Genomic DNA, 21,150 nt, shown 5'->3' with positions numbered 1-21,150 from the left:
CTCTGCGTGTCCAGGATGACCGACGTACCGAAACGACTTCTCCTCGGGAGGGCGCTCCGCAGCGACAGGCTCGGCGAGACGCTCCTGCCCAAGCGTCTCGCTCTCCCCGTCTTCGCCTCGGACCCGCTGTCCTCGGTCGCATACGCGCCGGGCGAGGTACTGCTGGTCCTCTCGGTGGCGGGGGTCTCCGCCTACAGCTTCAGCCCGTGGATCGCCGTCGCGGTCGTCGTGCTGATGTTCACCGTGGTGGCCTCCTACCGGCAGAATGTCCGGGCCTATCCGAGCGGCGGAGGCGACTACGAGGTCGCGACGACCAACCTCGGCCGGCGGGCGGGTCTCACCGTCGCCAGCGCGCTGCTGGTCGACTATGTGCTGACCGTGGCCGTCTCGATCTCCTCCGGAGTGGAGAACCTGGGTTCGGCCATCCCCTTCGTCGTCGAGCACAAGACGCTCTGCGCGGTCGTGGTGATCGTGCTGCTGACGCTGATGAACCTGCGGGGCGTACGGGAGTCGGGCAAGCTGTTCGCCGTACCGACCTACTGCTTCGTCGTCGGCGTCTTCGGACTGCTGGTCTGGGGGGTGGTGCGCGGGGTCATCCTGGGCGACGAGATGCGCGCCCCCACCGCCGACTACGAGATCCACACCGAGCAGTCGGGCATCGCGGGCTTCGCGCTGGCCTTCCTGCTGCTGCGCGCCTTCTCCTCCGGCTGTGCGGCGCTGACCGGCGTCGAGGCGATCAGCAACGGTGTGCCCGCCTTCCGCAAGCCCAAGCCGAAGAACGCGGCGACCACGCTGGCCATGATGGGGCTGATCGCGGTCACCATGTTCTGCGGCGTGATCGCGCTGGCGCTCGCCACCCATGTCCGGATGGCCGAGAACCCGGCCAAGGACCTGCTGATCGACGGCCACCCGGCGGGCGCCGACTACACCCAGAACCCGGTCATCTCGCAAGTGGCGGCGGCCGTGTTCGGTGACGGGACGTTCCCGTTCGTCTACCTGGCGGCGGCCACCGCGCTGGTGCTGTTCCTGGCCGCCAACACCGCCTACAACGGCTTCCCGCTGCTCGGCTCGATCCTGGCGCAGGACCGCTATCTGCCGCGTCAGCTGCACACCCGCGGCGACCGACTGGCCTTCTCCAACGGCATCGTGCTGCTGGCGGGCGCGGCGACGATACTCGTGGTGGTCTACGGAGCCGATTCCACCCGGCTGATCCAGCTGTACATCGTGGGCGTGTTCGTCTCCTTCACGCTCAGCCAGACCGGCATGGTCCGGCACTGGAACCGGCTGCTGACCACCGAAACCGACCGCGCCCGCCGCCGCCACATGTACCGCTCGCGGGCCATCAACACCTTTGGTGCCTTCTTCACCGGGCTGGTGCTCGTGGTGGTGCTGGTGACCAAGTTCTCCCACGGGGCCTGGGTCTCCCTGGTGGGCATGGCGCTGTTCTACGCCCTGATGACCGGCATCCGCCGGCACTACGACGGGGTCGCCGAGGAGCTCGCGGCGGAGGACCCGGGCGAGGCGAAGGTGCGCCCCTCGCGGGTGCACTCGTTCGTGCTCGTATCCAAGATCCACAAGCCGACGCTGCGGGCGCTGCGCTACGCCAAGCTGCTGCGTTCGGACACCCTCGAGGCCGTCACCGTCAACATGGACCAGGCGGAGACCGAGCAGCTGCGCAGAGAGTGGGACGAGAGCGGCATCGACATCCCGCTCACCATCCTCGACTCGCCCTACCGGGAGATCTCCCGACCCGTCATCGATTACGTGAAGCGGCTCCGCCAGGAGCAGCCCCGCGATGTGGTGAGCGTCTTCATCCCGGAGTACGTGGTCGGCCACTGGTACGAGCACCTGCTGCACAACCAGAGTGCGCTGCGGCTCAAGGGCCGGCTGCTGTTCACGCCCGGCGTCATGGTCACCTCTGTCCCCTACCAGCTCGAATCCTCCGAGGTGGCCAAGAAACGGGCCAGGCGGCGCGAACAGTGGAACGCACCGGGCTCTGTCCGCCGCGGTCCCGTCATCCAGCCGCGCAAATCCCAGAAGGACGGCAAGTCGCAGCGGGACGGCAAGGACGGCATGGACGGCAAGGGCAAGCAGGGGAAGGGCGGCAAAGGCCCCGGAAACGGACCGGGACCGACGGGCAGTCTGACCCGGCAGCGCGGGAAGTAGACTGGACGGCTGCGGCCACGTCAGCGGGCCGCCCCCCTCACGCCCCTCCCTCTCCGCACCTCTTTTCTTGGAGCCACTCACCGATGCCCGAAGCCAGCGCGTCCGCCAGCGACTCAGACCAGCTCGCTCCCTCCCTGGTGGGGGAGGAGTACGAGGTCGAGGTCGGCCCGGTGGCGCACGGCGGCCACTGCGTCGCCCGCACGGAGAGCGGCCAGGTGCTCTTCGTCCGGCACGCGCTGCCCGGCGAGCGGGTCGTCGCGCGGGTGACCGAGGGCCGTGCCGACTCCCGTTTCCTGCGGGCCGACGCCGTGCGGGTGCTGGAGGCATCCAAGGACCGTGTCGAGGCTCCCTGCCCCTTTTCGGGCCCCGGGCGCTGCGGCGGCTGCGACTGGCAGCACGTCAAGCCCGGAGCGCAGCGCCGCCTGAAGGCCGACGTGCTGACCGAACAGCTGCAGCGGCTGGCCGGTATGACCCCCGAGGACGTCTCCTGGGACGGTACCGTCGAGCCCGCACCCGGTGACAAGGTCGCCCCTGGCGAGGTGCCGGCCTGGCGCACCCGGATGCGCTACACCATCGACGGCGAGGGCCACGCCGGGCTGCTCAAGCACCGCTCGCACGAGGTCCAGCGCATCGACCACTGTCTGATCGCCGCGCCGGCCGTGGAAGAGTTGGGCATCGAGGAGCGCGAGTGGCCGCAGATCGCCACCGTCGACGCCATCGCCGCCACCGGCTCGGCCGACCGGCAGGTCGTCCTCACCCCGCGCCCCGGGGGCCGGCTCCCCATCGTGGAGCTGAACCGTGAGGTCTCCGTGCTCCGCGTCGGTGAGAAGGACCGTGCCGTACACCGCGTGCACGGCCGCGACTTCGTACGCGAGCGTGCCGACGGACGCACCTGGCGCGTGGGCGAGGGCGGCTTCTGGCAGGTGCACCCGCAGGCCGCCGACCTGCTCGTCGACGCCGTGATGCGCGGCCTGACCCCGCGCAAGGGCGAGACAGCGCTCGACCTGTACTGCGGCGTCGGCCTGTTCGCCGGAGCGCTGGCCGACCGCATCGGCGAGAAGGGCGCGGTGCTCGGCATCGAGGCGGGCAAGCGCGCGGTGGCCGACGCCCGTAAGAACCTCGCCGACTTCCCGCGCGTACGCGTCGAACACGGCAAGGTCGAAAAGGTCCTGCCCCGCACCGGCATCACCGAGGCCGACCTGGTCGTCCTCGACCCGCCCCGCACGGGCGCCGGCAAGCACCTCGTGGACCGCATCGCAGGGCTGGGCCCCCGCCGCATCGCCTATGTCGCCTGTGACCCGGCCGCCCTCGCCCGCGACCTCTCGTACTTCTCCACCGCGGGTTACCGCCCCCGCTTCCTCCGCGCCTTCGACCTCTTCCCGATGACGCAGCACATGGAGTGCGTGGCGATCCTGGAGCCGGCTGAGAAGGGCAGCTGATCCATTCACGCCCCGACCGTAGGCGTGGCTCAGAACTCCTCGGCGCTGCTCACGTGGCCCGGCCGCCTGTGGCGGGGCTGAATGTGATCTGCGTCTGCCTGCCGTCGTCCGGGTGCGTCAGGGCTGGCGCCCGGCCTGGTGGCCTTCTTGGTAGAAGGCGCGGACGGCGAAGCTGATCCACTCGGGGTTCTCCCAGGTGGCCCAGCGGGCCCGTACGTCCTTCTCCAGTGCTGCCGCCGCCTCATCGGCCGGTACGTCCCCCGCGCGCGGGTCGACGAATTCGACACCCTCCAGCTGCGCCGCGATGTGCGGGCCGAGGCCCCTGAACATGTCGAGGTAGCCGGCGCCCTTGCGGCGCAACTCGTCGCGCTGGCCGCGGTTGCAGACGAGGGTGCCGAACGCGTCGTCCGCGCCGTCGTCAGCGGCCTGGCGACGGAGACGGCGCCGCCCCTGCCGTGGCCGGCCCCGCGCTCGGCGCACACCGAGCACCTGGCCGCCGTACGCTTCGGTGCGGCCGCGCCTGGAGAGGTCAACGAACCCCGCTCAATTGACAGTTGAACGAATCTGTTCACGGGCGTGCGGGACTGGCAAGCTTGGCATGTCCCCGGCGAACCCCACCTGGCCGGGGCATCGGGCTCGTCCCCCTCGGAGGTTCCATGAGAATGTGCCGCCGCTTCGCTGTCCCGCTCACCGCCGCCGCTCTGGCGCTTCCCGCCGTACTCGTCCCGGCCGGCTCCGCTTCGGCAGCCCCCGCCGACAAACTGCAGGTCCTCAGCTCGTGGACGCAGACCAGCGCGTCGAGCTACAACGCCTGGTACGCCGCCCGGCAGAATCAGGGCGACTGGGCGGCGTACGGGTTCGACTGGTCGACGGACTACTGCAGTTCATCCCCCGACAACCCGTTCGGCTTCCCCTTCCAGAACGCCTGCGCCCGCCATGACTTCGGCTACCGCAACTACAAGGCGATCGGCGCCTTCTCCGCGAACAAGTCGCGTATCGACTCGGCGTTCTACGAAGACCTCAAGAGAGTGTGCAACCGGTACTCCGGGGCGACGAAAGCCGCCTGCAACTCGACGGCGTGGACCTACTATCACGCCGTCGATATTTTTGGCCTGAAGGGCGCTGACAAGGCAGCCTGACCGCGATGGAACTCCCCGGTTCGGCGGGGCTCGCCGTAGGGGCGCGGGGGAGCGTCCGGCCGACTGCCGGTAGGGCGGTGGCTGGGCGCGCAGTTCCCCGCGCCCCTTCGGGACGCATTCCTCTCTGAGAAGGCGCACTCACGTGCGGGTGAAGACCCAGGCACGGAAGAGGAGAAACCGCAGCACCGTGGCGGCGAGGTTGGCGCAGACGAGGACGGCCAACTCGGCGCTGTGCGGAGCACCGGCCGCGGCAGTGTCCAGCGCGGCGAGCGAGCCACTGGTCAGTGCCAGACCGACGCCGAACACGAGCAGCCCCTGGGCCTGATGGCGCACGGCGCGTTCGCGGCCGCGTACGCCGAAGGTGAGCCGCCGGTTCGCTGTGGTGTTCCCGAGCGCCGACAGCAGCAGGGCGAGCGCATTGGCAGCCTGGGCGCCCATGCCCTGCCGGAGCAGTGAGTAGAGCGCCAGATACAGCAGCGTGCTCAGCGCGCCGACGAGGCAGAAGCCGATGAGCTGCCGCGGCAGCCCGCCGGGCACGTCGGCGAGGTGACGGTCGCGCGGGTCGTCGCCGAAGGGGCGGCGCAGCCGGTCGAGCGGCAGCGCGCCGCTCGCGAGTGCCCGTCCGACCCGCCAGACGCCCTTGAGGTCGTCGGTCACGGTGCGCAGGATGTCGACGCGCGAGTCCGGGTCGTCCACCCAGTCGACCGGCACCTCGTAGATGCGCAGTCCGGCACGCTCGGCCAGTACCAGCAACTCGGTGTCGAAGAACCAGCCGTTGTCCTGCACCAGGGGCAGCAGCCGGTCCGCCACCTCGCCGCGTACGGCCTTGAAGCCACACTGTGCGTCCGAGAACCGGGCAGCCAGCGAACCGCGCAGCAGCAGGTTGTATCCGCGCGAGAGAACCTCGCGTTTCGGGCCGCGTACGACACGCGAACCGGAGGCCAGCCGGCTGCCTGTGGCGACATCGGAGTGCCCGGAGATGAGCGGTGCGACCAGCGGAAGCACCGCGTTGAGGTCGGTGGACAGATCGACGTCCATATAGGCGCGCACCGGAGCGTCGGAGGCGGCCCACACAGTGCGCAGGGCGCGCCCTCGCCCCTTCTCCTCCAGACGCACCAGCGAGACCGAGTCGAACTCCTCCACCAGCTCGCGGGCCACCTCCTGGGTGCGGTCCCGGCTGGCGTTGTCCGCGACGGTGATACGGAAGCCGTAGGGGAAGTGGCGGGTCAGGAAGGAGTGCAGCCGCCGGACGCAGGGCCCCAGGGACGCCTCCTCGTTGTAGACGGGCACCACCACGTCCAGCACGGTGGCGGGCGTCCGGGACGGCAGATGGCGGCGGGCCGGAAGGGCACCGCCCGCGGTGAGATCGGTTTGAACGCTCATGTGACCGACCGTCGCGGGCGGGCCTGTCAGCCCGGTGTGGCCAGGCTGTGAGGCGCCTGTGAGCTGCCGGAGCCGGCGCAACTCGCGGGCAGGCGTACCGTGAACACGGTGCGCCCCGGTCGGCTGACGACCCGGACGTCGCCCTGGTGCGCTGCCACCACGGCGGCCACGATCGCCAGTCCGAGTCCGGTGCTGCCATGGTTGCGGGAGCGCGAGGCATCACCCCGTGCGAACCGTTCGAAGACCCGCTCCTGGATGCCCTCGGGGATACCGGGACCGTCGTCCACGACCCGCACCTCGACCTGCTCGCCGTCGAGCGCGAGTCGGGCCCTCACGGTCGTCCCCGGTGGAGTGTGGGTACGGGCGTTGGCCAGCAGATTGGCCAGCACCTGCCGCAGCCGCCCCTCGTCACCCGTCACCGACAGCGGCGACGAGGGCACTTCCAGCCGCCACACATGCTCGGGCCCGGCCACCCGCGCGTCGCTTACCGCGTCGACCACCAGCGCCGAGACGTCCACCGGGCGGCGCTCCAACGGGCGGCCCGCGTCGAGCCGCGCCAGCAGCAGCAGATCCTCCACCAGCCCCGTCATGCGCACGGCCTCGGACTCGATCCGTTGCAGGGCGTATTCGGTGCCCGCCCCCGCGTGGGAACCCGAGCCGGGAGGCGGGTCGCCCCGTTGCCGGCGTGACAGCTCCGCGTACCCGCGGATCGACGCCAGTGGGGTACGCAACTCGTGGCTGGCGTCGGCGATGAACCGGCGCAGCCGCTGCTCGCTGTCGTGCCGTGCCGCGAGGGCCGATCCCACGTGCCCGAGCATCCGGTTGAGGGCTGCGCCGACCTGCCCGACTTCCGTCTCCGGGTCGGTGTCCCGCACCGGTACCCGCTCGCGCAGCCGCACCTCGCCGCTGTGCAGCGGCAGTTCGGAGACCCGCGTCGCGGTGTGCGCCATCCGCCGCAGCGGCCGCAGTGCGACCCGTACCGACGCCGCGCCCGCGAGCCCGGCGCCCAGCAGCCCGGCACCGGCCACGCACACCTCGACCAGCACGAGGGTGCTGATCGTGTCGTCGACGCTGTCGGTCGGCAGGCCCACCAGCAGCGTGCCGTCCGCCACGTGTACGGAGGTCACCCGGTAGCTGCCCAGCTTCGGCACGCCGGCCGTGTGCGGTCGGCCGTCCCGCGGCACCGAGGCGAGCGCCGCTGACTGCTCGCTGCTCAACGGCCGGATACCGACGCCGGGCCTGCCGTCGGCCGGCTTCTGCTGCACGCTGCGCGCCGCGGAGGCGAACGCGCGGTCGGATGCGCGGCCGGAGGTGCCCTTGTCGGACTCCTCGGCAAAGGCTCCGATGGTGCCCACCGGCTGCCCGCCGACTTCCAGAAAGCGCAGCTTCTCCAGCCCCGGTGGCCGCGGATGGCCCGGGGGCCCCGGTCCGGCGGCGCGGAAGGAGACATCTGCGAGCTGGTTGTCGAGCTGCTGGTACAGATACGTGTGCAGGGCGATCGTCGTCACCGCTCCGATCACAGCGGCCACCACAGCGATCATCGCCACCGCCGAGAACACCAGCCGGGCCCGTAGGGAGCGGCGCATCCGCAACCGGGCTCGCAGCCGGCCGAAGAACCGGGACATGTCCGTGCTCCCTTGCTCTTCCCTCACTCCGCGGCGGGCTTGAGCAGATAGCCGGCCCCGCGCCGTGTGTGGATCATCGGGGACCGCCCGGCGTCGATCTTCCGCCGCAGATACGAGATGTAGAGCTCCACGACGTTGCCCTGGCCGCCGAAGTCGTAGGACCACACCCGGTCGAGGATCTGCGCCTTGCTCAGCACCCGGCGCGGGTTGCGCATCAGATAGCGCAGCAGCTCGAACTCGGTGGCGGTCAACTGGATCTCGGTTCCGCCCCGCGTCACCTCGTGGGTGTCCTCGTCCAGGGTCAGATCGCCGACCACCAGGAGCGACGACGGCTGCCCTGCGGCGGTCGCACCGGCCCGCCGCAGCAGCCCCCGGAGCCGCGCGATCACCTCTTCCAGGCTGAACGGCTTGGTCACATAGTCGTCCCCTCCCGCCGTCAGCCCGGCGATCCGGTCCTCGACCGCGTCCCGCGCGGTCAGGAACAGCACCGGGATCCCCGGCGTCCCCGCGTGCAGCCGCCTGAGCACCGTGAGCCCATCCACATCGGGCAGCATCACATCGAGCACCACGGCATCCGGCCGCCACTCCCGCGCGGCACGGACCGCCGCATCCCCGCCGCCCTCGGCCCGCACCTGCCACCCCTCGTACCGCAGAGCCATCGACAGCAACTCCGTCAGCGACGGCTCGTCATCGACCACCAGGATGCGCACCGCCCTGCCGTTCGGCCGCCGCAACGGCTCCTGCCCCAGCGCCCCGGCACGCGCAGCGGACACCGTCTTCTCGTCCATGTGCCGCACCCTGCACGCCGAACCTGAGAGAACGCTGTGAAAAGGCTGGGGGACAGCTGAGAACGGGTGCCGCCGACAGCGGCCCTGCTTACTACGGCGTTACGTGGAAGCGCACCGGCTCCCGCAGTGCCGCCGCAGCGCCGTCGAAGTCGGCGAGCCGGGCCGCGACCGTCGCGACCGCCAGCCGCTCGGGCAGGGCGGCGGAGAACTTCAGCCCGCGCACCGCACGCGGGTCCACGTCCGGCAGGACCAGCGCGGTCCCGCCATCGGCGCCTTCATGGGCGGTGCGCCACATCTGGGGTGTCAGGTCCTCGCGCAACCGGACGAAGCAGTCGGTCGGCCGCTGGACGGGATCGGCCACCGAGGGCAGTGTGGCGGCGAGCGTGGCATTGGCGCGGTAGCCGGCCCAGGTCCACCACCGCACGTCGGTGCCGCACCGGGTCACCAGCGTGCCGCCAGGGTGGACCAGTCCCGGAGCGTCCTCCTGGCGCCACTCGGCCAGACACGCTTCGGCTCGCCGGGTGCGGGAGACAGGCGGATCAGCGCCCAGGAGCACGTCGCGCATCGCACGGGTGAGCGCGTGCGACAGTCCTGCGAGCGAGCCGTTCGTCCACTTGGCGACGCCACCGCCGTCCGCCGGTTCGACGAAGACGCGCTTGCGGCCCCAGTCGATGAAGGTCACCTGCCAGCTTCGGCCACCGAGCAGCAGCCGACGCGGCCCGGGGCGTTCCTCGGTCAGCACCGAGGGGTCGGTCTGCCCGATCTCCGTGCGACCGGAGACCACGGTGAACTGCGGGGGAGCGGTGAACGAGGCCGTGAGTTCGATGAAGTGGCGACGCCCGAAGCGCCGCTCCGCCTCCGGGCCGATGAAGAGCAGTTCGCCGTCCTGATCGAGGAACCCCTCGGCCACCAAGTGGCGCAGGATGGGTTGTGCTGAACGGTCAAAGGGCGCCAGGCCGCTCCACTGCTCCGGCCACAACCGGCTGCCGATCCTGTGCTGCTGGAGGACGAGAGCCAGGAGCTGCTGCGCCACCAGGTGGCGTGGCTCGGGCGGTGCGGTCACCGGCTCGACCCAGCCTCGCCCCCAGAGCACGAGCAACGCCGCCGCCTGGAGCAGGGCGTCCTTGCGGGTTGCGAGGAACAGGCAGTTGCGGATCGATCCCGGACGGCGCCCGGTGCGGCCGATGCGTTGCAGGAACGCGGCGACAGTGGTGGGGGAGTCGATTTGGATGACGCGGTCCAGGTCGCCGACGTCGATGCCGAGCTCCAGGGTGGACGTGGAGACGATGACACAGTCGCGCGCCTCGGCGAACGCCTGCTCCGATCTGGTGCGCTCCTGCGCCGACAGCGAGGCGTGCGACAGGAAGACCGTCACCTCACGCTCGCGCAGCGCGGCGCCCAACTGCTCCACCTGCCTCCTGGAGTCGCAGAACACCAGGCGCTTCTCGCCCCGGTGCAGCGCGGCGATGAGCTTGGCGGCGTTGTCGAGCGAGCCGACGTAGTCCAGCTCGACTTCGCCCGGGGGGTGTTCACCGGCCGCGCTCGGTGCGGGCGCCGGGGTGACCGGTGCGATCACCCGGCCGGGCCGTTCCCCGGCACCCGAGCCCTGCAGCCAGGTGAGCAGTTGCCGCGGGTTGCCGACGGTCGCCGACAGGCCGATACGCTGCAAGGGCCGCCCGGTGACCTGCTGCAGGCGTTCCAGCACGGCCAGCAGATGCCAGCCCCGGTCGTCGTCGGCGAAGGCGTGCACCTCGTCCACGACGACCGTGCGGACATGGCCCAGTACGGTGGCGTGATCGGTCTTCACTCCGATGAGCATCGCCTCCAGCGACTCCGGCGTGGTGAGCAGGATGTCCGGTGGATCGGTGCGGATGCGCTGCCGCTGCGACTCCGTGGTGTCGCCGTGCCACAGTTGTGCGCGGCGACCGAGCCACTGCGCATACGCGTCCACGCGAGTGACGAGGTTGTTCAGCAGCGCCTTCAGCGGACACAGATACAGCACCGAGGTGTCGGACCAGCCCTGTGCGGACATCGCGGAGAGGACCGGCAGACAGGCCGCCTCCGTCTTGCCGCCGGCCGTGGGGGCGAGGAGGATCGCGTCCTCGCCGTCCATCAGGGGATCGATCGCCGCACGCTGCAGGGACCGCAGATCGGGCCAGCCGAGCGTGTTGACCACGTGGTGCAGGACGACGGGGTCGAGCCGGTCGACCGGGTCGGGCGACATCACACGTTCAGTTCGACGTCGTCGGCCGAGGCCGCGCTGTCCGACGCGGCGGCTGCCAGGTTCCGCTCCACCTCGGTCAGTTCGCTGGGCGAGACCGTCAGCCGGTAGTGCTGCCGGGGATCGAAGTCCGCGAACTGGTCGATCCTGTCCAGCACATCGCCGACGAGCTTCTTCAGGAACAGCCGCGGTGCCACCCCCACCTTGCCGCCCAGCGCACCACCGACGGCTGTGGCGAGGTCGGCGACGTACGCGTCGTCCGCGAGCTGCCGTATCCGGTCCGGCGCGGACGCTCCGTCCGCGTACAGGTCGCGGATCGTGGTGCCGAGGTCGATCAGCGACTCCTGGGTGAAGCCCGGCAGCCGCATCTGCACCGCACGCGGATTGTCGAAGCGCGGATCGGTGGTGAAGTCGGTGGCCAGCCGCTGGGCGAGCGGTGCGAGTCGCTGCACGCCCTGCTGGCCGTCGTAGAAGGCGGGCGTTCCGGTGATCACCAGATACAGACCCGGGAACCGTCCCGAGTGCACCTCGTCGATGAGCTGCCGAAGTGCGTTGAGCGCCTTGTCCCGGGCGTCCGACCGCACCCGCTGAAGCGTCTCCACCTCGTCGAGGACGACGAACAGCCCGCGGTGCCCCGAGTCGCGCAGCACCGTCAGCAGACCCTGCAGGAAGCCGAACGCGCCGAAGTGGTCGAGGTCGCCCCGGACCCCGGCGGAGCGCCGGGCCGCGGCAGCCACATGCGGCTGACCACCCAGCCACGCCAGCACGGCCGCCGCTGTTGCCTCGTCTCCTCGGACGAGCGCCGTCCGGTACCCGCGCAGCGCCGTCGCGAACGACGGGGCATGACGGGAGACCTCGGCCAGCCGCGCGGTGAGCAGCCGCTCGACCTCCTCGGTCAGTTCCTCCTCATCGGCTCCGGCCGCGAGGGCGTCCTCCTCCAGCGCGTAGAACCAGGCGTCGACCACCGGTCGCAGCGCGCTCGGCGGGAAGCTGGAGGTGGCGAGCCGCTCGGTCAGCCGCCGGTACACGGTCTCCAGCCGGTGCAGCGGAGTCTCGGTCTCCGACACCTGGATCTCGGCAACCGCGTAGCCGAGCCGCTTGGCGCGCTCGCCCAGCCACCGGGTGAAGAACGTCTTCCCGGACCCGTACTCGCCACGGACCGCTTTGAACACGGCCGCACCGGAGGCGACCGCGTTCAACTCGGCGTCGAGAGCGTCCTCGAACCGGTCCAGGCCGGTCGCGAGCAGATCCAGTCCGCTGTCGGGTACGGCGCCGCGCCGCAGGGCGTCGATGACGGCACGCCGCCGAACGGCGGAGACGCTGGAGGCACGTGGAGCGGTCACCTTCCCAGTCTCGCATTCCCCCAGCGCCGCCCCGCGCCCCTCACGCCAGCCCGAACTGCGCGCGCAGCGCGTCGGCGTGCAGCCGCAGCGTCCGCCCGTCCGGCATGGTCTCCAGGACCTGCACACCGTCGTAGTTGAGGAGCTGGCGCAGTACGGCGGCGAAGCCGTCGGCGCGGGTGGCGGGGAAGCCGACCCGCTGCGCCAGCGCCGTCACGGGCAGGGTGCCGCCTGCTTCGAGAAGGGCGAGCACCGCGTGGCGGAACTTTTCGAGTTCCCGTTCGCGCGGCTTACGGGCCAGGAGCTCCAACTGGTCCCGGAACGTCTCCGAAGCGAAGAGCTCCGCCACGATCGCCTCCTCCGGTGCGACCGGCTCGGGCTGCTCCGGCCGCTCCGCAGGTTCGACGGGCTCGGGCACGGGCGCCGGGGCCACATCGAACAACGAATCGTGGGTGGCGGCAAGTTCCGCCTGCGCTCTCGACGGCTTGTGCCGGGACGGCTGCTTCTCGCCTGGTCCCGCGTCCTTCGTCGCAGCGCCCGAAGGCGGGTCGCCGAGCAGCCGGGCGTCCTTCTCGTCGGTCTTCCACCACGGAGGCTGCTGCTCACCCAGCTCCCGCCACCCCCGGGGCGGTGCGGCGCCGAACGGCAGGAACGCGAGAACGGGGATGGCCACCTCTGCGAGGGAGGCCCCGCCGTGGTAGCCCGCCTTGAGCCCGGTGAAGCGGGAGTCGGCGTCCCACAGGGCGACGACGGATGAGCCCGGCTCGGGCCACACCACCCGTGGCCCGGACAGCGCCACTTCGGCTGCAGCAGCAGGCTCCTCGGCCTCGCCGGCCACCCGATGGCGCGCCGACTCCGGTGCTCCTGCCTCGACCTTCGCACCGTGCCGGTCCACCACGTGCCCGTGGTCGCTGGTCAGCACCACGGCCATGCCCTCCACCGCCGCCACGCGCAGCAACTCCGCCAGCCCTGGGATGTGCTGGACCTGCCAGGCGCCGTCGCCGAGCTTCTGCTCCTTGCCGAGCCGGTCGTCGATGGCGTTGAGAACGACCGCCACATGCGTACGGCCGTCGCCCAGCGCTTCGGTGAGCTGCGGACCGAAGACCTCCCCGGCGGTCTCCGCGCGCAGGTCGTCCTTGTGGAAGACGGCAGCCGGAGCCCCGCCCCACAGCTTCTGCTGGGGGAAGAGTCGCTTCTCGTCCGCCTGCGCCCCCTTCACCAGCCGGCCCGCGAACAGCGACGTACGGGAAACCGCCGTCACGGTCGGCAGCGCGGCGGCCATGGCGCGGCGGTGCGGCGAACCGTCCGCCACCGGGTCGAACTCGGCCCAGGAGGAGCGGATCTCCTCGCCCAGTTCCGTGGCGATGGCCGCGCTCATCCCGTCCAGGACGACGAGCAGCACCCGCCGACCTTCCCCACCTTGGACGATCGGCTTGACCACCCTGTCGAGGAAGGACTCCACCGTCAGCATGGAGCCCGGCGGCGTGCCCGCGGCCGTCCAGGTGGCGAGCGCGCGGGCGAAGTCCCGGTCGATCTCGTGCCGGGCTTCGCGCACCCGTAGGGCGAGTTTGTCGTACGCGGACTTGAGCACCGGGTCGGGATCGCCACCCGCCTCGATGTGTTCGAGTGCCTGGTCCACCCAGCCGGTCTCCAGGATGTGGCGCTCGATGCCATCGGCCGCCGAACGGCATGCGGTATCAGGGCCACCGGCGAGCCACTGGGCCAGCCGCTGTGCCATGTGCGCCCGCTGGACGCGTACCCGCGCCTGGGGCTCTGCGGCCCGCTTGTGGTCGTCCAGAACCTCCAGGGCGGCTCTCACGGGCTCGGGGCCGCTGTCCGGCAGGGCCAGCGCGTGCCCGACCGCCGCGAAGCGGGCTTCCAGCCCCGGCAGCAGCAGAGGGCTGGCCCGGGCGGCGTGCTCGGCACCGAACTGGCGGCTCAGAGCGGTGGCCCGATCGAGCACGGTGTCGGCGGTCCGGCGGGCCGCGCGCGCCTCCAGTGCGGCACTCTCCTGCTCCCTGGAAGCGGTGGTGAGCAGCACACTGACGTACTCCTCGCAGGCCCGCCCGAACGCGGCGGCCAGCACGTCCAGAGCCTCGCCGACCGCCGGCGGCTGTTCCCCGAACCAGCGCTCGGCGCGTCCCCGTGCCCGGTAGGTGTCGGCGTCGGCGGGGGCGTGCAGCCACAGCGCGCCGCACACCAGGCCGAAGGCCACCGCGTCCGGCCCGTGCTCGGCCTCCACCAGTGCCAGCAGCGCCTGCCCGGCCGGACCTGCCTGCCCCTCTTCACCGAGGAACTCCGTCAGTCCCTTGCGTTCGGGAGCGCGCAGTTCCAGCAGCCGTTCAGGGCCGCCAGGGTCCAGGGACCAGCCGAGCAAGGTGTGGATGTCCAGGGTGTCGCTCACCGGAGCGCGGTGCGCCCGTCCGGCCTCGCTGTCGTAGCGCCCCAGCCGCAGCCGCCGCAGTGCCAGCGTGGACAGCGCCGTACGCCGCGACAGCACGCTGCCCGGGTGCGGGGGCCAGCCGCCCGGCGGAGTGGCGTCCAGCAGCGCCTCTGCAGCCCAGCTCGCGTCCTTGAGACGCGTCTCCAACTGCTCGGCGCCGAACGCCTCACGCACCACGTCCCAGCCGTCGACGGTGTTGACGCGCTTCTTGTGCGTACGGGCCACGATCGACGCGTCCAGTTCGCCCTGCTCGCGGTCGGTCAGCACGACCAGCACGGCGGGTCCGTCCCCGCCGTCGGACGATTCGGCGAGGTGGTTCAGGACGAGCTCGTGGACGGCGAGCGGAGAGAGCGCGACGGCTACCCGGGCGGTGCAGCCCTCCCCCCACGTGGGCCGCGGCGGACCGTGCCACTCGGGCACGGAACGCAGCAGCACCGCACGCCGTTTGTCGTTGCCGGTGAGCGCGTCGGCGAGCGAGGTCTGCGAGGACAGGTACTGGGTGACGGTGGCGACGTTCAGCCGCGCCGCCGCCGAGACCGCGGGCGCGGCGGCTCCTGGGGTGTCGGTGACCGGGGCGCTCATGACTCGACGACCCGCCAGGTGACCTCGACCGTGGCATCGGGCTCGGCTGCCGCCAGTGCGGTCAGCTCCTCCCGCAGCTCGGCCGCGGCGCGTGCGGCGGTGGTCCGGCTGCCGCCGGAGCGCTTCACCTGCCCCGCGCGCCCTCCTGCCCCGGGCGACAGTTGCTCCGGGACGGGCGGGTGGCTGCTGTCCGTGTGCAGCGGAACGTCGCCGGGGCCGGGCGGCCGGGTGGGCTCGGCATCGGGCTGCGGCGCTGCCGCCGCCCGGTTGCGCTTCACCAGGGCCAGCACCTCGCGCTGGGTGCGCTCCAGCGCGGCGCACAGGTCGCTCGTCCGCTGGTCGCTGCGCGCCACGTTGCGCAGCGACTCCAGCAGCGCCCGGCCCTCCGGCCCCTCGCTGGAGGCGAGGTCGAGGGTGGTCCAGGACGCGGCGTCCAGCGCGCGGGCCACGGCTCCGGCCTGGGTGATCGAGGTGCCGTAGCGGTGGGCGGAGACCTCTCCGAGGTCGAAGGCGGCGAGCGCCTCCACCGTCTTCTTGGCTCCGGCGGCGCCCTGCCCCATGCCCTGGGTCAGCGCCTTCAGCAGTTCGACGCAGCGGCGGCCCAGCGCCAGCCGCCCGCTCTCGTCCGTGTCGTCCAGCTCCAGGAACGCCGAGTGCTCCTCCAGTTGCCGCACCAGCCCGGCCGCCTGCTCCTGGTGGGTGCGGGCCTCCTCCGCGATCTGGCGGGCGAACTGGTTGACGATCCGGCCGCGCCGCAGCGTCGGCGCGGTCTTTCCGAAGATCGTGGCGAACCGCTGCCGCGCGCACTCCCAGTCCTCCTCACCGGGCAGCGGCTGGCTGCGCAGCGCGTCGTGCTCCTTGAGCTGTGCCATCTCCGGCGCCGGGTCCAGCGGCATTCCGCCACGCACCCACACCCGGTCGTCCATCTCGGCGAAAGCCGCGACCACGAGCCGCGCCAGATACCCGGGCAGCCCGCGAGGCTGCGGCAGGTCCGTCCAGTCGGTGAGGGTGATCAGGCTGAGGTCACCGGTGTGGCCCTGCTCGCGCGCCAGCCGCCGGAAGTGGTCGGCCCAGTACAGCGAGAGCTCGAAGTACGCCTCCTTCTGCTGCCCGAGCCGCAGCGGCCCGGCGATGCGCTGCATCGCCTTGCGGTCGGCGGCCGGAACCTCCGTACGCTGGTCGCGCGCCTCCGCAGCCGCCCGAACATGGGCGAACACCTTGCGGACGTCGGACGACTTCACCGGTGTGCCGGTGTTGTCGGGGTCGAGGTCCGGGTGGTCCGGGTACTGCGCCGCCAGCAGCCTGCCCACGACATGGCGCAGCCCGTCACGCAGCGACTGGCCGAAGGAGAGCGTCAGCCCGTCGACCTCCCGCAGCGACTGGAGGTGCTCGCCGAAGCCCAGCTCGACATCGGTGGCCTTCTTGTCCGCCAGCCCGTACGCCTGCTTGAAGGCCGCCTTCACGTTCTTCAACAGCGACTCGCGCTGGGTCTCCAGCAGCCCCTTGGCCCGCGCCCGGTTGTCGGCGTTCAGATGGCCCGCGTACTGGGACTCGAAGCGCTGCTCGTCGGCGAGCGCCTTGTCGATGACGACCAGGCGGCAGAAGTCCGCGTACCGCTGCGCCGACAGATGGGTGGGCAGCCAGGCGACCGTACGGGACCGTTCGCTCTGCTGCCTCTCGCGCAGCCGCTGCATCCGGTTGACGTCGTCCCGGGGGCCGAACTCGCCCTCGTCGAAGGGGAGGTCGACGACGATCCGCCACAGGCCGTCCTCCTGCGGCATCAGATCGTGGTCTGCCAGCTCGTCCTCGTCCGCGACGTTCCCGAAGACGACCTCGGCGGCGCGCTCCGTACCCCGCCACACGAAGTCGACCCTGCTGGCCAACTGCCCGTGCGCCACGCCCAGCTCCTCGGACAGCAGCCGCTTGGCCAGCGCCTGCCGGTTGCCCGGGTTGTCGTTGACCTTGGCGTTGGCGATCACGGAGTCGACGTCCACACCGGAGAGTTCGAGCCGCACCCCCGGGTTCGCCTCGGTGCCGGTCTCCTTGATCTCGGGGAAGCGGCCCGCCCATTCGGCCACCTTGTTCTTCAGGATGCCGTACTCGCGCCCCGGTATCGGCGCGACGACGGAGCCGTAGTTCAGCGCGGAGAGCCTGCGGATCGTCAGGTCCGCCAGCGCCGGGACGCTGGGCGCCAGCGCCGACAGCAGCAGGGTGCCGACGATCCTGTTGTCGCCCACGAACGTCTTGATCCGCCCGCGCAGCTCCGGGTCCTTGATGCTGTCCGGCCCGCGGTGCGCGTACTGCTCGACGTCCTCCTCGGTCACGTTGTACGTGCCGAGCAGATACGGCCGCAGCTTGGTCTTGTACAGCTTGTCCGCCGCCTCGAAGACGACCTTCAGGCTGTCGGTGAACGGCTTGTCGCCCCCGTCCGCGATCAGCGGGTACAGATCGCCGACCGGGATGAGATCCCCGAGCCGCAGCTCGTCGCGGTGGTCGGCGAGCAGTTGCCCCATCAGCTTCATACCGGTCCGGTTGCGCTGCAGCGCCGAGGACACATGGACGAGCGTGTCCATGAACGCGGGGGAGAAGGGATAAGTGAGCCGGAAGCTGTCCTCGTCGGCCCCCACCCCGTCCGCACCCCGGTCCGAGCCGAGCAGGGTGTCCCACACTTCCTGGCGGACCTTGCGCGTCTTCTCGAACTGCGCCTCGATGCGCGCCCCGGCCTCGGCGTTCTTCGGCTTCAGCAGCCGTGCGTGCGCGACCTGGGGCAGGTTCCGGTCCTCCAGGGTGATCTTGTCGAACCGGCCCGAGGCCAGATTGAGCGTGTCCTGGATGGACGACTCGGCGGCACCCGACACCTCCTCACCCACCAGCTCCCGCAGATCCCTCTGCCGGGCTATGAAGGAGACGACCGGGATGGCGCGGCGCGCGTCGCCGCCCTCCACGAAGTTGGTGATCTTCCCGGCCTCGCGGGCCACCCACTTCTGGTCGTGGATGAGGGTCGCCAGCCACAGGATCAGCTCGTCCAGGAAGAGGATCAGGCCGTCGTAGCCCAGCGATTTGGCATGCTCGGCGACGATGCCGAGCCCCGCGTCCAGCGAGACGAACCCGTGCTCGTCCTCCGTGGCGTTCTTGGCGAACCCCGGCAGCAGATACGTACTAGCGTCCTCCACCAGCCGGGCCCGCAGCTCCGCCGGGGTCGACGGGCTCACCAGGTTCAGCGCCTGCCCCGACTCGTGCACCTCCTCGGCGGCCAGCGCGGTGTCCAGCAGCGCCGGCTGCCAGGCGAACGACTCACCCCACTCGTCGTCCTCGTCCCCGCCGGACCCCTCCGGGGAGGTGAGGCCGTTGATGACCGCCGCGTCCCCCATCCGCGCCCGCATGGCCCGGATGTCGTCGAACAGCGCGTCCGTCCGGTACACCTGCGGCGTCGGCGCCTCCGGGTGCAGCCGCTTGACGTGGCTCACGTACCCGCCGAGCACCCGCTGCTCCATGGCCTTCGCCCCGAGCATGTGGTACGGCACCAGCAGGAACTTCTTCCCGTCCGTGCCCAGCCACTCGTGCTTGGTCAGCACCGGATCGAAGTCGCCCCGGCTGCGCGCTGCCGGACTGCCGCTCAGCAGCGCGTGCAGCACCGCCATGAAGTGCGACTTACCGGAACCGAACGAGCCGTGCAGATACGCCGCCTTGGACGCGTGCCCGTCCAGCGCCGACTTGATCAGGCCCAGCGCCTCGTCGAAGTTCTCCAGCAGCCGCTCCGTGACCACATAGTCCCGCAGCGCGTGCTCGGCCCCTTGCGGCGTCGTCGCCTCGGACAACTGCAGCACGAAGTCCGAGGTGGAAATGGACTCCTTGATGTCGATGACATCGCGAAGCAGGGGCGCCTGCGACTGCTGGTCCTGGGCCATCGAGGCTCTCGCTCTCCTTCCGGCTCCGGGCACGCTGGGGGCCGTGGCCGTGCCATCCGCCGTATCGACGGGTCTACGGATCGTCTTCTGTGCGGGTCTTCATCCCGGTACCGGGACCATTCTCCGACACATAAGTCCGCTGAGAGAGCAGGGTGGTGAAACGCAGTCACATCGAGGCGGGGGTCGGGGGATACGCGGCGCCTGTGCACGGGCGTGCACAGGCGTGGACGGGCGTACCTGGGCGCGTGCGGGCGGGCCGGGCGCCATGCGGCTGTCGCCGATGGCCCTCCCGGACGCGTCAGGGAGTGCTCAGCCCGCTGATGTCGAGGGTCCGTCTGCTGCGCGCGTTCAGCTCCGCGACCCGGGCGCTCAGCACTTCGGCATGGGTCAGGAGCCGGACGCGGTCGGGGTCCGCGTCCCACTCCCGTCCCCCGCTGAGCGGCCGGAGCCGGAGGCGGGCGCCCTCCCGCCCCCTCACGACCCCGACCCGGGCGTTGGTGAGGTCCCGTACGGTCGAACCGATAACCGGCTCAACGGGCGTGGCCATGGTGGGCGCCTGCGGCTGAGGCCGGCCGTCCGTCACCGGTCCGCACCGCGCGCGATCACGGCGGCCAGCGCGAGAGCGACGGAGGACGAACACACGCCGAGGTGTACGAGCGCGTACCGGGCGGCCCGCGCGCAGTCCGGGTCGTCCTCGCCGCTGCCGTCGCCCGCCACCACGTCGCGCCACGGCGTCCGTACGTCCATGGCCGGGAGTTGGATTCCCGCCCGGGTCAGCGCACGGGCGAGCGCGTCACGCGCCTCCACCGCCTCCCGAATCTTGGCGGCCCCGGCCGGTGTCCGGCCCTCCGTCCAGCCCCGGAGCTCGTTCTCGTGTGCGGTCTCGTCCCGGTCGGCTCGCTGCGGGCTCGTCATAGGGGGTGCTCCTGAACTTTTCATTGTTTGTTCTGATATTTCGCCACCCGGAGTGCACCGTCTGGACTACCGTGCGTAATGGGCGCACTACGAGAATGCGGCCTCGCTGAGCTGCGCACACCGCAGACCGGTTGTGCTTCCCCGGCAGACCAGCGCATGTTCCACACCTTCCACGGAGCACACCATGCCGACGAGGCGAGCGGTCACCGGCCGCAGCCGCGAACCACGCGCCCGGTTCGCGGAGGAACTGCGACACCTGCGGGCGCAGCGCGGGGAGAGTCTCCGCCAGCTCGGCGATCGCCTGGGCTGGGACTGGTCCCTGTTCGGAAAGATGGAGAGCGGCGAGACCCTGGGCGGACCCGAGGTGGTCGAGGCCCTGGACCAGCACTACGGCACCCCAGGGCTGCTACTCGCCCTGTGGGAGCTGGCCATCAACGACCAGACCCAGTTCCGCGAGCGCTACCGCCGCTACATGGATCTGGAGGCGAAGGCGACGAGCCTGTGGCACTTCGCGGTGAGCGTCGTTCCGGGTTTGTTGCAGACCCCTGAGTACGCAAGGGAGGTTCTCTCCGCTGGTGGGCTGAAGGGCCCGGAGCTTGAGCAACAAGTACAGGCTCGAATGGGACGACGCTCTCTGCTGGAAGGCGACGACGCACCGCCGTTCCGGACCATCGTGTCGGAAGCAGTGTTGCGGACGCCGCTGCGGGACGTCGGAGAGTGGCAGCAGCAGTTGGCGTACATCAGGGACGTGACACAGCGAAGCAACGTCACCTTGCATGTGCTGCCGTTCGACGCTGGCTTGCACGGCTTGGTAGGAACAGACATGTGGTTCCTCCGATTCACGGACGCACGTACCGTGGCGTACAGCGAAAGCACCTACCGTGGCGACCTCATCGAGGAAAACGCGTCGGTTGAGCGTTTGCAGCGTGCGTACGATGCGTTGCGCGACTTGGCGCTGTCCCCGGCTGAGTCGCGGAAGTTCGTCCTGCGCATGTTGGAGGAAGTGCCGTGCGATCCCTCGATCTGAGCGCCGTTACCTGGCGCAAGAGCTCCTATAGCAACCCAGACGGTGGCGCATGCGTCGAGGTCGCGGACGACCTCCCCGCTGTCGTCCCCGTCCGTGACAGCAAGACCCCGCACGGGCCGGTGCTGACGTTCGCGGCGGACGGCTGGTCGGCGTTCGTGTCGGCCGTCAAGGGCG

15 protein-coding genes are annotated in these 21,150 nt (G+C 71.1%); 5 read left to right on the top strand and 10 right to left on the bottom strand.

The genetic code is table 11. The features are described from left to right. The first annotated feature begins 6 nt into the window (after positions 1-6). Both JW592_RS30685 and JW592_RS30680 read left to right on the top strand, forming a co-directional pair. Entirely contained in the window at positions 7-2,166 is a 2,160-nt protein-coding gene (locus JW592_RS30685; RefSeq protein WP_209268540.1) for an APC family permease, read from the top strand. A gap of 83 nt (positions 2,167-2,249) precedes the next feature. Next, positions 2,250-3,605 (top strand): class I SAM-dependent RNA methyltransferase, encoded by a 1,356-nt coding sequence (locus JW592_RS30680; RefSeq protein WP_209268539.1) that lies wholly within the window; start codon positions 2,250-2,252, stop codon positions 3,603-3,605. Positions 3,606-3,722: 117 nt separating this feature from the next. On the opposite strand, the gene JW592_RS30675 is transcribed toward JW592_RS30680, so the two are convergent. Beyond that, entirely contained in the window at positions 3,723-4,085 is a 363-nt protein-coding gene (locus JW592_RS30675; protein WP_209268538.1) for a hypothetical protein, read from the bottom strand. 182 nt (positions 4,086-4,267) lie between these two features. On the opposite strand from JW592_RS30675, the gene JW592_RS30670 reads away from it, so the two are divergent. Then, a complete protein-coding gene (locus JW592_RS30670) occupies positions 4,268-4,744 on the top strand; it encodes a phospholipase (RefSeq protein WP_209268567.1) in 477 nt (158 codons plus the stop codon). A gap of 138 nt (positions 4,745-4,882) precedes the next feature. On the opposite strand, the gene JW592_RS30665 is transcribed toward JW592_RS30670, so the two are convergent. The 9 genes from JW592_RS30665 to JW592_RS30625 all read right to left on the bottom strand — a co-directional run bounded on the left by JW592_RS30665 (position 4,883) and on the right by JW592_RS30625 (position 19,949). Further along, positions 4,883-6,127 carry a bifunctional glycosyltransferase family 2/GtrA family protein gene (locus JW592_RS30665; RefSeq protein WP_209268537.1) on the bottom strand — a complete coding sequence of 415 codons (1,245 nt, stop codon included), beginning with the start codon at positions 6,125-6,127 and terminating at the stop codon, positions 4,883-4,885. 26 nt (positions 6,128-6,153) lie between these two features. Continuing rightward, positions 6,154-7,752 (bottom strand): sensor histidine kinase, encoded by a 1,599-nt coding sequence (locus JW592_RS30660; protein ID WP_307805607.1) that lies wholly within the window; start codon positions 7,750-7,752, stop codon positions 6,154-6,156. A 23-nt stretch (positions 7,753-7,775) separates the two neighbouring features. After that, positions 7,776-8,540 (bottom strand): response regulator transcription factor, encoded by a 765-nt coding sequence (locus JW592_RS30655; RefSeq protein WP_307805606.1) that lies wholly within the window; start codon positions 8,538-8,540, stop codon positions 7,776-7,778. Positions 8,541-8,631: 91 nt separating this feature from the next. Beyond that, positions 8,632-10,764, bottom strand: coding sequence for a DEAD/DEAH box helicase (locus tag JW592_RS30650; protein WP_209268536.1), 2,133 nt, complete (start codon positions 10,762-10,764; stop codon positions 8,632-8,634). Beyond that, positions 10,764-12,104: a BREX system ATP-binding protein BrxD gene (brxD, locus tag JW592_RS30645; protein ID WP_209268535.1), complete on the bottom strand. Its 1,341-nt coding sequence runs from the start codon at positions 12,102-12,104 to the stop codon at positions 10,764-10,766. The genes JW592_RS30650 and brxD overlap by 1 nt, the downstream gene beginning before the upstream one ends. A 40-nt stretch (positions 12,105-12,144) precedes the next feature. Next, a complete protein-coding gene (gene pglZ / locus JW592_RS30640; RefSeq protein WP_209268534.1) occupies positions 12,145-15,126 on the bottom strand; it encodes a BREX-2 system phosphatase PglZ in 2,982 nt (993 codons plus the stop codon). Further along, the gene (pglY, locus tag JW592_RS30635; RefSeq protein WP_209268533.1) at positions 15,123-19,034 is read right to left on the bottom strand and encodes a BREX-2 system ATPase PglY; all 3,912 of its coding nucleotides are present in this window, start codon (positions 19,032-19,034) and stop codon (positions 15,123-15,125) included. The genes pglZ and pglY overlap by 4 nt, the downstream gene beginning before the upstream one ends. A gap of 298 nt (positions 19,035-19,332) precedes the next feature. Continuing rightward, on the bottom strand, positions 19,333-19,581 hold the full coding sequence (locus tag JW592_RS30630) for a hypothetical protein (RefSeq protein ID WP_209268532.1): 249 nt from the start codon (positions 19,579-19,581) through the stop codon (positions 19,333-19,335). Between the two features lie 32 nt (positions 19,582-19,613). Beyond that, the gene (locus JW592_RS30625) at positions 19,614-19,949 is read right to left on the bottom strand and encodes a hypothetical protein (RefSeq protein WP_229377127.1); all 336 of its coding nucleotides are present in this window, start codon (positions 19,947-19,949) and stop codon (positions 19,614-19,616) included. Positions 19,950-20,133: 184 nt separating this feature from the next. Here JW592_RS30625 and JW592_RS30620 point away from each other — a divergent pair, with 184 nt between their 5' ends. Further along, the gene (locus JW592_RS30620) at positions 20,134-20,976 is read left to right on the top strand and encodes a helix-turn-helix domain-containing protein (RefSeq protein ID WP_209268531.1); all 843 of its coding nucleotides are present in this window, start codon (positions 20,134-20,136) and stop codon (positions 20,974-20,976) included. After that, on the top strand, positions 20,958-21,150 hold a 193-nt coding region (locus tag JW592_RS30615), incomplete at its 3' end, for a DUF397 domain-containing protein (protein WP_209268530.1). The genes JW592_RS30620 and JW592_RS30615, both read left to right, overlap by 19 nt.

This window comes from Streptomyces spirodelae (assembly GCF_017676385.1).
Lineage (GTDB): Bacteria > Actinomycetota > Actinomycetes > Streptomycetales > Streptomycetaceae > Streptomyces > Streptomyces spirodelae.
This window is presented reverse-complemented; position numbering and strand designations above follow the sequence as displayed.